Source organism: Erwinia sp. 1181_3, from assembly GCF_052824965.1.
Genome location: NZ_VTDE01000014.1, coordinates 106,173 through 119,638 on the forward strand (window position 1 = coordinate 106,173; position 13,466 = coordinate 119,638).

The window sequence follows — 13,466 nt, forward strand, 5'->3', positions numbered from 1 at the left end:
TCATGAATAAAACGTATAAGGACTATACAAACATGAATTTTAAAAAGACCGCGCTGAGCCTGTCTCTGTTGGCCGCTATCGCAACATCGGGCATGGCCAATGCAGGCAAATCACAGTTCACTGTAAAAGTTGATGGCATGATTATTCCTGCGTCATGCGATATTGGTAAAGGGGTCAGTTCAACGAGCATTAAGTTAGGAAAACTGATAGCCGATAATCTGAACGTGACGAAAGAAACAATCCTACCCGTATCAAAACTGCAGATTAGGATTGACTGCCCATCCGCCACAGCCGTTGCCATCCAACCCACCGATGTGGCAGAAAAAGCAGGCCAGGTTTTCTATATGGGCATGCAGGTGCCCGAAATTTTCAGCCTGGGAGCAACCTCTGACGGCGCGGTAATCGGCGGTTATATGGTGAAGCTCGACACAGATAGCACGAATGTAGACCAGGTTGGCGTGAACAATTTCATCGTTGCTCCTGTGGGGTCTAACGTCTGGAGTACTTTTGATAACGCCAGCCGCCTTATTTCAGGTACCGGCCAAAAGATGTACTCCTGGACAACAGGGGATAAAAGCAATGCACCTGTTATGGGTAAAAGCCATACCATCGGGCTGGAATTCTCCCCGTTTATTTCCCCGGCATCCAAGCTGAAAACCTCTGAAAGAATCGATATCAAAGGTGAAGCGACTTACGATCTGGTTTACCTGTAATCCCAGATTAATTTCACCTAAATACCGGAGTGTTACGACCTGTAGCACTCCGTTCTTGTTACAGAGGTACCATGCGCTCCTTTACCCTGACTACACTGGCTCTACTCTGCTGCTCCTGGACAGCAGCGTCTTACGCCACCATGAAACCAGAAACCCCCATGCTGTTTATTCTTGAAAAGGATGGCGGCGGCAGCATCAATGTCACCAATACTGACGATCAGACAGAACTGCTGTATGTCAAAATTCACGATTTACCTGACGATCCGCAGCCCAAATTGTATGCCACTCAGCCCGTCATGCGCCTGGAAGCCGGGAAAACCCAGCTGGTGCGTTTTATTCTTAATAGCGACCGCCCACTCCAGGTTGAGCATCTGAAGCGTGTCACCTTCGAAGGCATCCGGCCGAAAACAGGCAATGATGAAAACAGAATTGACGTTAATATTCGCCAAAATATTCCAGTGATTATTCATCCACAAGGATTAGCCATGAGCGCCGATCCATGGAAAGCACTGGTCTGGAACCTCAACGGCAATAAGCTGACGGTACACAATCCCAGTCCCTATGTGGTCAGGCTGTCACAACAAATCAAGCTGCTTCCACAGGGGAAAAACGCACTGCTGACCAAAACCTATGTTCTGCCGCAGCAGACGGTGCCCGTGATGGTGAAAGAAGCCGCACAGCTCACTGGCACGCAGAAGGTCAGTATTGAAACCGTGTCGAAATATGGCTTCGACACCGGCAATGTTGAAATGTCGGTGACACATTGACCCCGGCGGTAAAAGGAAATTTACTGCACTCATTACCAAATGAAATGGAATAATGTGGAAGCTCATTTTTTTACTGCCCGCCAGTCTGATATTTGTGGCGCTAAACTCTAATGCCACCGCCAACGAAACACCTTCCGCTTCTTTATCGGGTGAAACCTCGCCTGAAGACTGGGACGTTGAAACGTTAAAACGCCACGGCCTGGACCAGAGTGCACTGGAAAAGCTGGATCGGTTGGGCAAGATCCCTGCCGGATTGAATGTGATAGATATCAGCCTTAACGGTGATTTTATCGGTTCATTCCAATTACAGGTCACTCACCAGGGGGCGATTTGTTTCACTCCAGAGCTGTTTGAAGAACTGGGCCTGAGCGTTCCTGATGCCGCACGATCTCAAAAATGTTATGACTGGGCGGCCAGTGATAGCCAGATTAGTCTCGCCTGGCAGCAGGAAACACAGTCGCTCAGTATCGTAGTGCCCTCTTCATGGCTTGTCAGCCAGCGTCATGAGGGCGAATCCGGCGGCAGTGCCATCCACGTTAACTACAACTACTTTTCCAGTATGAATCTTTCCCCTGACCACCGGGAACGTTACAGCTGGCTGGCGTTGGATAGCGGTATCAATCTGGCCAACTGGATATTGCGCAGTCAGCAAAACGTTCAACAGGATAAACAGGGCCTGACGGCTACGGTTAACTCCACCTATCTGGAACGCTATGTTAGTAAGCTGAACAAGACCCTACAGGCAGGGGAAATTAACGTTAGAAATACCCTATTCGCCCTGGATACGTTAAATGGCTTTCAGCTCTCACCGGATGATGTGTTATCTCAGGGGGTGGGAGGAAGTGGCGTCAATATTGAGGGCATTGCTAATACCCCTCAAGCGCGTGTCGAAGTGCGACAGTATGATCAAATCATTTACAGCACCCTGGTGCCGGCAGGCCCGTTCAACCTGGACAATATTCCAGTACAAAACCTCAATGCCCCACTTGATGTCACGGTAGTAGAAAATAAGGGGGAAAATCAGCACTTTGTGGTTCCTGTCACCCAGCTTACCCATTTTAATCGCGGCAGCAGCCCCGGTTTCAGCCTGGCGATAGGCAGTGTAAAGAGAGTGGCACAGGACAGTGCTACACCGGCCATTTTGACGCTAAATCAGAACTGGCAACCCGGCCCCTCGTGGTCACTGCGCAGTGGAGCGCTGCTCAGCAAAAGCTACCATTCCCTTGCGATTTCGCTTAACGGCGTGCCGCAAATCCTTGCAGGCAGCAGCTCAATTTCACTTCAGGCTATCGTGGAACAGAACGATACTCGCCGCAGTAACGGCGCTCAATTGCAGCTTTCGGGTAGCCATAACCTGTCGCAGAATCTTTCCCTGTCTCTGGGAATGAGTAAAAATAGCCCGAATTTTATCACGTTGAATGAAGCAAAACAGCGCAATAGTAACAACCACAACGACCAGCAAAATAACGAACTCAGCGTCTCTGCTAACTGGTCTCCTCAATGGCTGGGCACATTGTCCCTGAGCTATAGTCGCTCGCGCAGCTATCAGAATGATCAGTTATGGCGCTATGCCATGCTGTCCTGGAATCGTCGTTTCACTAAGAATCTTCGGCTGTCATTGAGTGCGTCGCAGGGCAGCGGCGGAAAGCAGAAAAATAAAAATATCTCGTTGAATGTTAACTGGTCGCTGGGGGAGACGCATTTTCGGCACTACTACCGCGCTTATAATCATCGTGATGTGTTGGGTAGTGAAGTCAGTGCGTCACTTTCAGACTACAGTGATTACAACCTGGCTCTGGAACAAACCAACAGCGATCATAACCGCTCGATCCAGGGCTCGCTCAACAGCGATCTGCGCTATACCCGCCTTAGCCTTAATGCCCAGCAGGACACCCAGCACAACAGCAACTACAGCGTGAGCGGTCAGGGTGCAGTCATTCTTTACCCTTATGGCGTGGGTTTCAGCAACAATCCGGTATCAGATACCTTTGGTCTGCTGGCACTCAGTCGTCCTGTGGCAGGGATCCCGATCATCACACCGGGCGGGATCGCGTGGACGGACTGGCGTGGAGAGGCAGTCCTCCCGGCGATACCGCCATGGCAGGATAGTTCGCTGAACATCGATGTGGATAAACTGCCTAAAAATATCGATGTGATTAATGGTCACCGCACGCTGCATCTGGCACGAGGCACGGTAAAAAAAGTGAAGATAGCAGTGCTCTCCGGCACGCGATTGCTGCTCACCGTCAGGCTTGCAAATGGCCAAATGTTACCGAAAGGCAGTACGCTATGGCGGGATGGGGAGCTCGTCACAGAAGCTGTAGATGAGGGCGTGGCCTTTCTCAGTAATGCAGCAGAACAGGCCAGTATGCAGGTAAAAATTGCGCGCAGTACAGAGGAGTGCATCATCAATTATCACATCGATGATGAGGACGACGACGATCGTACTCTGTACAAAAGGCTTGATGTGACCTGCCAATAAAAAACGCCCCGTCAGCGCAAACTGACGGGGCGTTCTGCATCACGTACCGCTAAGGGCAGTGGAGCGGGGGGATTACATCATTCCGCCCATGCCGCCCATACCACCCATGCCGCCTGCGCCTAAATCAGGCGTATCGCCTTTAGGCAGATCAGTCACCATACATTCGGTGGTGATCATCAGGCCAGCAACAGAAGCCGCGTACTGCAGAGCAGAACGGGTCACTTTGGTTGGGTCCAGGATACCGAAGTCGATCATGTCGCCGTATTCTTCGGTCTGCGCGTTGTAACCGTAGTTACCTTCGCCTGCTTTCACGTTGTTAGTCACAACAGATGGCTCTTCACCGGCGTTAGCAACGATCTGACGCAGTGGGGATTCCATTGCGCGCAGCGCAACTTTGATACCCACGTTCTGGTCTTCGTTCTGGCCACGCAGTTCAGACAGTTTAGACGCCACGCGTACCAGTGCAACACCACCACCAGCAACCACGCCTTCTTCTACTGCTGCACGGGTAGCGTGCAGAGCATCTTCAACGCGTGCTTTCTTCTCTTTCATTTCAACTTCAGTCGCTGCGCCCACTTTCAGAACGGCAACGCCGCCTGCCAGTTTCGCGACACGTTCCTGCAGTTTTTCACGATCGTAATCAGAAGTTGCTTCTTCGATCTGCTGACGGATCTGAGTCACACGGCCGTTGATCGCCACTTCTTCACCGGTACCATCGATGATGATAGTGGTGTCTTTGTTGATCACAACGCGTTTCGCCTGGCCCATATCTTCCAGACCTGCTTTTTCCAGTTCCATACCGATCTCTTCTGAGATTACGGTACCACCGGTCAGAACAGCGATGTCCTGCAGCATGGCTTTACGACGGTCGCCGAAACCAGGAGCTTTAACCGCAGCCACTTTCACGATGCCGCGCATGGTGTTCACCACCAGCGTTGCCAGCGCTTCGCCTTCAACATCTTCAGCGATGATCAGCAGTGGTTTACCGGCTTTCGCAACGGCTTCCAGCACTGGCAGCATTTCACGGATGTTGGAGATTTTTTTGTCAGCCAGCAGGATGAATGGAGATTCCAGCTCAACTGCGCCAGTTTCTGGCTTGTTGATGAAGTAAGGGGACAGGTAGCCACGGTCAAACTGCATACCTTCAACCACGTCCAGCTCGTCTTGCAGACCGGTGCCTTCTTCAACAGTGATCACGCCTTCTTTGCCCACTTTTTCCATCGCCTGAGCAATTAACTGGCCCACGGTTTCATCGGAGTTAGCAGAGATGGTACCGACCTGAGCAATCGCTTTAGAGTCAGAGCAAGGCACAGACAGTTTTTTCAGCTCTTCAACCGCGGCGATAACCGCCTGGTCGATGCCGCGCTTCAGATCCATCGGGTTCATACCCGCAGCGACGGCTTTCAGGCCTTCGGTGATGATGGACTGTGCCAGTACGGTAGCAGTGGTGGTACCGTCACCCGCAGCGTCGTTAGCTTTGGAAGCGACTTCTTTCACCATCTGAGCGCCCATGTTTTCGAACTTGTCTTCCAGCTCGATTTCACGCGCAACAGAAACACCATCTTTCGTGATGGTCGGTGCACCAAAAGATTTATCCAGAACCACGTTACGGCCTTTCGGGCCCAGGGTAACTTTTACTGCATCTGCCAGTACGTTCACACCGCGCAGCATTTTTACGCGCGCGTCATTACCGAATTTTACGTCTTTAGCTGCCATTTTATCTTTTTCCTTAAATTCGTTACGTTCAGTGAATTACGCGTTAATTACGCTTCAACAATCGCCAGAATGTCGTTTTCTGAGATGATCAGAACTTCTTCGTTGTCGATTTTTTCAGTTTTCGCGCCGTAGCCTTCGCTGAAGATGACCACATCACCTACTTTCACGTCCAATGGCTTCACTTCGCCATTTTCCAGGATGCGACCGTTGCCAACAGCCAGGATTTCGCCACGAGTAGATTTACCCGCCGCAGAACCGGTCAGCACGATGCCACCTGCAGATTTGGATTCAACTTCTTTACGCTTGACGATAACACGATCGTGCAATGGACGAATTTTCATTGTTAGCTCTCCTTTGAGAAGTCCAATCAGTTTTGGGATGAAAGCCGGGCTGCATTGGCTACCGGCCTCGTGACGGAAGAGATGCGGCCGCCGAGGAGGCCTTTCAAGGGCCAGAAGTAATTTTTTTTGTTAACTGCCTCTTTAGGTGTTTTTTTGTACATCCTGTTCGGCAGGCAAAAAAAACGGCGCCCCGTCAGGAAAGCGCCGTGATTGACGGGCAAAACATTAACGCCTGTCGTCGTTGCGGTCATGCTCAATCAGATTCGATTCTTTACGCTCGTATTCACCATCAACGGTAAACCCGCTATCAGGCGCAGCGCCCCCACCGCCCCAGACTTTCAGATGCGGCATCAGCTTCAGCGTCAGATGCTTTTGTACCGGAGGCAACAGCAGCAGCAGACCAATGAAGTCAGTAAAGAAGCCTGGCAGTAACAGCAGGAAACCCGCCAGCACCAGCGAGACACTCTTGATCATCTCTGCCGCCGGGCTTTCGCCCGCATTCAGCTTCTGCTGCATCAGCATAAAGTTTTTCATCCCCTGGTTTTTCACCAGAGAAATGCCAATGCAGGAAGTGAAGATCACCAGTAGCATGGTCATCAACACGCCCATCACATGGGCAACCTGAATGAAGAGAGAAATCTCGATCCATACCAGGGCAAATATTACTAAGAACGGTAACCAGCGCACCGTATTCTCCTGTATCAATGGCCCCCCTGCAGAGTGCACGGCGGCATAAAATGGCGATCGTAGTGACCGATAGTATAGAAGGTGGGAGCGAGGACCCCCTTTTTCAACGGGAAATGTTGAAATAGATGCGACACCTTTCATTGTGAGTACGATCACATATCATTGAAACTGTTTGATATGGCAGGCAGTTTAAGTGATCTGGCTTCAGGCTTTTGCATCACGACAGAATATGATCGTGCTCGGTGTGACGCAAACAGATAAAATCTTGCGGCAGCCGTTCTCCGGCCCGATATTCTCTGGATGTCGACCGCAGAAACAGGCACTTAAATTGTGATGATTTTACCGGTATTCCTTTAAAGAAGGTTCTCATGACTAATAACATTCGTATCGAAGAAGACCTGTTAGGTATGCGTGAAGTCCCCGCGGATGCTTACTACGGTGTTCATACTCTGCGTGCGATTGAAAACTTCTATATCAGCAACAACAAAATCAGTGACATCCCTGAATTTGTACGCGGTATGGTCATGGTTAAAAAAGCGGCGGCGCTGGCGAATAAAGAGCTACAAACTATCCCGCGCAACGTGGCAAACACCATTATCAGTGCCTGTGATGAAGTACTGAACAACGGCCGGTGTATGGATCAGTTCCCGATCGACGTTTACCAGGGGGGGGCGGGCACCTCGGTAAACATGAACACCAACGAAGTGCTGGCCAATATTGGCCTCGAGCTGATGGGGCATCAGAAAGGGGAGTATCAGTACCTCAATCCGAATGACCACGTAAACAAATGCCAGTCCACCAACGATGCCTACCCAACCGGGTTCCGCATCGCGGTTTACAGCTCCATTTTGAAACTGCTGGACGCTATCGGCCAGCTGAGTGAAGGCTTCCAGCGGAAAGCGGTGGAATTTAACACCATCCTGAAAATGGGCCGTACCCAGCTACAGGATGCCGTGCCGATGACACTTGGCCAGGAATTCCATGCCTTTAACGTGCTGCTGAATGAAGAGATCCGCAGCATTCTGCGCACCGCCGAACTGCTGCTGGAAGTCAACCTGGGCGCGACCGCCATTGGTACTCGTCTGAATACACCGGACGGCTATCAACAGCTGGCCGTACAGAAGCTGGCAGAAGTCAGCGGCCTGGCCTGCGTGCCGGCAGAAGACCTGATCGAAGCCACCTCCGACTGCGGTGCCTACGTGATGGTGCACAGTTCGCTGAAACGCCTGGCGGTTAAGCTGTCGAAAATCTGTAATGACCTGCGTCTGCTCTCCTCCGGCCCACGCGCTGGCCTGAATGAAATTAACCTGCCGGAATTGCAGGCGGGCTCTTCAATCATGCCTGCCAAGGTTAACCCGGTCGTCCCTGAGGTCGTCAATCAGGTGTGCTTCAAGGTCATCGGCAACGATATTACGGTGACGATGGCTTCTGAAGCGGGCCAGCTCCAGCTGAACGTGATGGAACCGGTCATCGGCCAGGCGATGTTTGAGTCCATTCATATTTTGACCAACGCCTGCTACAACCTGCTGGAAAAATGCGTCGATGGCATTACCGCCAACAAAGCGGTGTGCGAAGCCTACGTGTTTAATTCCATCGGTATTGTCACCTACCTCAACCCGTATATCGGCCACCATAATGGCGATATCGTCGGCAAGATCTGCGCCGAAACCGGTAAGAGCGTGCGGGAAGTGGTACTTGAGCGCGGTTTACTGACCGAAAGCGAGCTGGATGATATTTTCTCTACGCAGAACCTGATGTTCCCGGTGTACAAAGCAAAACGCTATACCGATGAAAACGAACAATAACAGACCGGATATCTAACTTTTTAAGGCACGTTGTTCACCCGAACACCGTGCCTTTTTACTTTTCACAGCACACAAAATTTTAACGGTTTATTAGCAAAAAAATTAAGGAACACCGTATGTTATTACCTGAGCTTATCGTCGTCTTTGCCGCGATCTATCTGGGAAGCCGGCTGGGAGGGATCGGCATCGGCTTTGCCGGAGGTCTCGGGGTGCTGATTCTCACCCTGGGATTTCAAATCAAACCGGGTGCCATCCCGTTCGACGTTATCGAAATCATTATGGGCGTTATTGCCGCTATCGCCGCGATGCAGGTTGCTGGCGGGATGGATTATCTGGTCAATCTGGCCGAGCGGCTGTTGCGTAAACATCCGCGCTATATCACCCTGCTGGCACCGCTGGTGACTTATGTTATGACCCTGCTGGCGGGGACCGGGCACACCGCGTTCTCCACGCTGCCGGTGATTGCCGAGGTGGCCAAAGAACAGGGCATACGCCCTTCCCGTCCGCTGTCGATTGCCGTGGTCTCTTCGCAGATTGCCATCACCGCCTCGCCAATTTCAGCGGCCGTGGTGTTTATGGCGGGCATCCTCGAACCCAAAGGCATCAGCTACCTGATGCTGCTGGCGGTTGCGATCCCCTCCACGATGGCGGCTATCTTTATCGCTGCGCTGCTCACCAACTTCCTTGGTAAAGAGCTGAAGGATGATCCGGTATATCAGGCCCGGCTGGCAAAAGGCGAAGTGGCCCTGCGTGGGGCCAGCAAGTTTAAAGAAAAACCGGGAGCCAGGCGCTCAGTACTGTTGCTGCTGGTCGGCATTGTCGCCGTGGTGCTGTACGCCACCGCGATCAGCGATGCGGTTGGCCTGATTCAAAACCCGGTGCTGCCGCGTAATGAAGCCATCGTGGTGTTTATGTTGACCGTTGCCGCGCTGATCTGCTTAACCTGCAAGATTGATACCGGTGAAATTCTCAGTGCCAGCACCTTTAAATCCGGCATGAGTGCCTGCGTCTGCGTACTCGGCGTTGCCTGGCTGGGGGATACGTTTGTCAAAGCCCACATCGGCGATATCCAGCAGGTGGCAGGTGAGTTGCTGCACGATTATCCATGGATGCTGGCTGTGATCCTGTTCTTTGCCTCAACGCTGCTTTACTCGCAGGCGGCAACCACCAAAGCGCTGATGCCGGCAGCCCTGATGCTGGGTGTTTCCCCGGTCACTGCGGTGGCATCATTTGCGGCGGTATCCGCTCTCTTTGTGCTGCCGACCTACCCTACGCTGCTGGCCGCGGTGGAAATGGACGATACCGGCTCCACGCGTATCGGCCGTTTTGTGTTTAACCACTCGTTCCTGATCCCTGGCACGCTGGCCATTGTGCTGTCGGTGGCGTTTGGTTTCCTGTTGGGTGGCATTATTCTCTAATCTCTCCCCGGGCCGATCGGAAAAAATGATCGGCCCCTGGATCCTGTAGAGGCCGACCTGCCCGACCCCCCGAAACTCACGGTGCCATGCTATCATCTCCCTTTGCCGTCCGGCCGGTCCCACATGGAGAGAGCAAGACCCGTTATGACTCAGCGACTTATCCCCTTTATTTTCCTGCTGTTTGCCAGCCTGTTCAGCGTGAACGCCAGCGCGTCGCTGTTCGGCCAGAACAACAACAGCCAGTTTGTGACGGTCAATCAGGCCTTCGCTTTTGATTTCACACAAAAAAACGACATTCTCACCCTCAACTGGCAGATCAAACCGGGCTACTACCTGTATCGCCAGCAGATAAAGATCAGCGTGCAGGGCGCGACGCTCGCCGAGTGGAGTCTGCCCGCAGGCAAACCGCATGAAGACGAGTTCTATGGCAAAACGGAAATTTATCCGGACAGCCTGACGCTGCCTTTCACCCTCAGGCAAGCCGCTGCAGGCGCGCAAATGACGGTGGTCTATCAGGGGTGTGCCGCAGCGGGATTTTGTTATCCGCCGGAGACACGCACCGTGCCGCTGGATGCAGTGGCGGCGCATAGCACGCCGGAAGCCACACCGGTACCTGCCACTGCCTCAGAGACGTCCGGCAGCAACAGCTTGCCCTTCTCACCGCTGTGGGCACTGCTGATCGGCATTGGCGTAGCGTTCACGCCCTGCGTACTGCCGATGTATCCGTTAATCTCGGGGATTATCCTCGGCGGCAATCGCCGCTACAGTCTGGCTCGCCTGTTTGCGCTGGCGATGGTCTATGTACAGGGCATGGCGCTGACCTACACCCTGATGGGCATTGTCGTGGCGGCCGCCGGGCTACGCTTCCAGGCCGCGCTTCAGGCACCCGCCGTGCTGATCGGACTTTCTGTGCTGTTTATTCTGCTGGCCTTGTCGATGTTTGGCCTGTTCACCCTGCAACTCCCCTCTTCATTGCAGACCCGTCTGACGCTGTGGAGTAACCGTCAGCAGGGCGGCTCACTGCCGGGCGTCTTCCTGATGGGTGCGCTGGCCGGGCTGATTTGCTCGCCCTGCACCACTGCCCCGCTGAGCGCTATCCTGCTGTACATCGCTCAGAGTGGCAATATGCTGGCCGGTGCCGGAACGCTGTATCTGTATGCGCTGGGTATGGGTCTGCCGCTGGTCGCCATTACGCTGTTCGGCAACCGCCTGCTGCCGAAAAGTGGCCCGTGGATGCAGACGGTAAAAGAGGGTTTTGGCTTTGTGATCCTGGCTCTCCCGGTATTCCTGCTGGAGCGGGTGGTCGGCGACACCTGGGGATTGCGCCTCTGGAGCCTGCTGGCCGTCGCCTTCTTCGGATGGGCGTTTATCAGCAGCCTGAAAAGCCAGCGTGGCTGGCTGCGCGTGCTGCAAATTCTGCTGTTAGGCATCATGTTGATTGTTGCCCGTCCCTTGCAAGATTGGGCGTTTGGCAGTGCTGCCCAGCAGGAAGCGGGCCCACAGTTAACGTTTACCCGAATCAGTAGCGTTGAGCAGCTCAATCAACGGCTAACAAGCAATGCGGGCGGCAACCTCACGATGCTCGACCTGTATGCCGACTGGTGCGTGGCCTGCAAAGAATTTGAGAAATACACTTTCAGCGATCCGCAAGTGCAGGCGGCCTTTGGCCACATGCAGTTATTGCAGGCAGATGTCACTGCCAGTAACGCCAGCGACAGCGCCCTGCTGAACCATCTGAATGTCCTGGGCTTGCCTACCCTGCTTTTCTTTGATGCACAGGGCCATGAAATCCCGGGCTCACGCGTGACCGGGTTTATGAAACCGGCGGCGTTTCGGGCGCATTTGCAGAAACTGGCACAGTAAACGACACTAGATTTTGATAAAGCTAAACGAGGAGAAGGACGTGCAGCGTGAACAGGTACTGGAACAGGCTCTTGGCATCCTTGAGCTGAACGGACTCGCCGCCACCACTTCTCTTGCCATGATGGCGGAAGAATTGGGATGCAGCGAACAAGAACTTCAGCGCTTCTGGCCGGATCGCGATGCGTTGCTGTATGACGCGCTACGCTATCACGGGCAGCAGATTGAAGTCTGGCGACGTAAGCTGCTGCTGGATGACAGCCTCAGCCCGCAGAAAAAACTGATGGCCCGTTATCAGGTGCTGGCAGAAGCCGTCAATAATCAACGCTATCCCGGCTGTCTGTTTATTGCCGCCTGTAGTTTCTACCCGCAACCGGACCATCCGATCCACGAAATTGCGGAACTGCAAAAACAGGCATCCTGGCAATATACTCATGCCCTGTTGAGCGAGCTAGAAACCGATAATCCTGAGCTGGTGGCACATCAGATGGAGTTGATTCTGGAGGGCTGTCTGTCCCGTCTGCTTGTGAAGCGCAAGGTGCAGGAAGTGGAAAACGCCCGCCGCCTGGCAGAAGACGTACTGACCATTGCTTTGTGCCGCAAAAATGGGGCGTTAAGCTAAAGCACTTTGCCGTATCAGGGTAAAAAGCAGGCAGTCGGCAGGATTTTACGACTTTTTTATGACAAAGCCGTTGACGCCGAACGGCCTTTACGGTTTAATGCGCCCCGTTGCCCGGATAGCTCAGTCGGTAGAGCAGGGGATTGAAAATCCCCGTGTCCTTGGTTCGATTCCGAGTCCGGGCACCATATTTAAAGAAACCAGCCTACGGGCTGGTTTTTTGCTTTCTGGGGTTCCGGTAGATTTCTGGTCGTCTTAGCCACAGTTACCGCCACTCGGCCTCTTCCATCCAGCCTGAGCATCTCCCTTTAGCGACGCCCTACCCTTCCGGTCACTGTGCCAACCCCTGCTAATCTTCACGCTGCCAATAAACACTATTTCCAGCCGGTATACCTGCTGGTGAATTGATCACACCAAGGCAGCATCCGGTCTTTGTCCGGTCAGAAGAAAAAAGCAGCATCGCTTCACTTCGGATGTGTGCAAAACACTACCGCGCCGGTAGGCTTGCTCACCCCCTCACAATCCCGGAAAGGATTCCCGGCCTTGCTCACGGTTCTCAATAAAATCAGTTATCAGCCCTCCGTCAACCAACTTTTCCCAGCCATTGCTACGCCTCCAGTAAGTGAAGTAAAGGCGGCGTTAATATCCCTGCTGAGCAGCAATTTAGGTCTGGCATAGCGTCAATGAAGGTTCGTTCCGTGCCAGGAGCGGACCTTGACAGAGATCTCTTTTCGCATGGTTGGCCGTTAGATATATAAGATAACCGGGACGGCTCATATTGCATAAAAAGGCGAAACTATAACATTTCGCCGTATTGTATAGTTCGACTGGGATTGCTATCTGAGTAATTATTTACCCCTTAATTACCAAGACTAGTTCGGATCTCTAAGATACAAGTGTCACCGAAGGAAGTTAGTTAGCGCTCTAAAGCAATCCTGTTAATGCTTCAGGCATGTGTCCAGCCTCATCTTCTTGAAGAAGCCTAATGATATCAGCTATAGCTGATATTCGTGCATCGGCAGCGAGAGATTTAAGATGTGCCTGGAGTTTAGTTTCGG

General features: G+C 52.7%; 10 protein-coding genes and 1 tRNA gene. 8 read left to right on the top strand and 3 right to left on the bottom strand.

What is annotated here, in order from left to right; all coding sequences use genetic code 11:
• Nucleotides 1–2: 2 nt before the first annotated feature.
• The 3 genes from FY046_RS21945 (at nucleotide 3) to FY046_RS21955 (ending at nucleotide 3,962) form a co-directional block, all read left to right on the top strand.
• A complete protein-coding gene (locus FY046_RS21945; RefSeq protein WP_446186482.1) occupies nucleotides 3–713 on the top strand; it encodes a hypothetical protein in 711 nt (236 codons plus the stop codon).
• Nucleotides 714–784: 71 nt separating this feature from the next.
• Nucleotides 785–1,480 (top strand): fimbria/pilus chaperone family protein, encoded by a 696-nt coding sequence (locus FY046_RS21950; protein WP_159336787.1) that lies wholly within the window; start codon nucleotides 785–787, stop codon nucleotides 1,478–1,480.
• A 52-nt stretch (nucleotides 1,481–1,532) separates the two neighbouring features.
• On the top strand, nucleotides 1,533–3,962 hold the full coding sequence (locus tag FY046_RS21955; RefSeq protein ID WP_446186483.1) for a fimbria/pilus outer membrane usher protein: 2,430 nt from the start codon (nucleotides 1,533–1,535) through the stop codon (nucleotides 3,960–3,962).
• A gap of 72 nt (nucleotides 3,963–4,034) precedes the next feature.
• Here FY046_RS21955 and groL read toward each other — a convergent pair whose 3' ends face one another.
• The 3 genes from groL to FY046_RS21970 form a co-directional block, all read right to left on the bottom strand.
• A complete protein-coding gene (gene groL / locus FY046_RS21960) occupies nucleotides 4,035–5,678 on the bottom strand; it encodes a chaperonin GroEL (RefSeq protein WP_159336785.1) in 1,644 nt (547 codons plus the stop codon).
• A gap of 47 nt (nucleotides 5,679–5,725) precedes the next feature.
• Entirely contained in the window at nucleotides 5,726–6,019 is a 294-nt protein-coding gene (locus FY046_RS21965; protein ID WP_133842582.1) for a co-chaperone GroES, read from the bottom strand.
• A 225-nt stretch (nucleotides 6,020–6,244) separates the two neighbouring features.
• Entirely contained in the window at nucleotides 6,245–6,706 is a 462-nt protein-coding gene (locus FY046_RS21970; RefSeq protein ID WP_133842583.1) for an FxsA family protein, read from the bottom strand.
• A gap of 368 nt (nucleotides 6,707–7,074) precedes the next feature.
• On the opposite strand from FY046_RS21970, the gene aspA reads away from it, so the two are divergent.
• The 5 genes from aspA (at nucleotide 7,075) to FY046_RS21995 (ending at nucleotide 12,596) form a co-directional block, all read left to right on the top strand.
• Nucleotides 7,075–8,511, top strand: coding sequence for an aspartate ammonia-lyase (gene aspA / locus FY046_RS21975; protein WP_133842584.1), 1,437 nt, complete (start codon nucleotides 7,075–7,077; stop codon nucleotides 8,509–8,511).
• Nucleotides 8,512–8,627: 116 nt separating this feature from the next.
• Entirely contained in the window at nucleotides 8,628–9,929 is a 1,302-nt protein-coding gene (locus FY046_RS21980) for an anaerobic C4-dicarboxylate transporter (RefSeq protein ID WP_167864317.1), read from the top strand.
• 144 nt (nucleotides 9,930–10,073) lie between these two features.
• On the top strand, nucleotides 10,074–11,792 hold the full coding sequence (locus tag FY046_RS21985) for a protein-disulfide reductase DsbD (RefSeq protein WP_446186484.1): 1,719 nt from the start codon (nucleotides 10,074–10,076) through the stop codon (nucleotides 11,790–11,792).
• 40 nt (nucleotides 11,793–11,832) lie between these two features.
• Nucleotides 11,833–12,411 carry a division control transcriptional repressor DicD gene (dicD, locus tag FY046_RS21990; protein WP_133842587.1) on the top strand — a complete coding sequence of 193 codons (579 nt, stop codon included), beginning with the start codon at nucleotides 11,833–11,835 and terminating at the stop codon, nucleotides 12,409–12,411.
• A gap of 109 nt (nucleotides 12,412–12,520) precedes the next feature.
• Nucleotides 12,521–12,596 (top strand) — tRNA-Phe (locus tag FY046_RS21995).
• The last annotated feature ends 870 nt before the right edge of the window (nucleotides 12,597–13,466 follow it).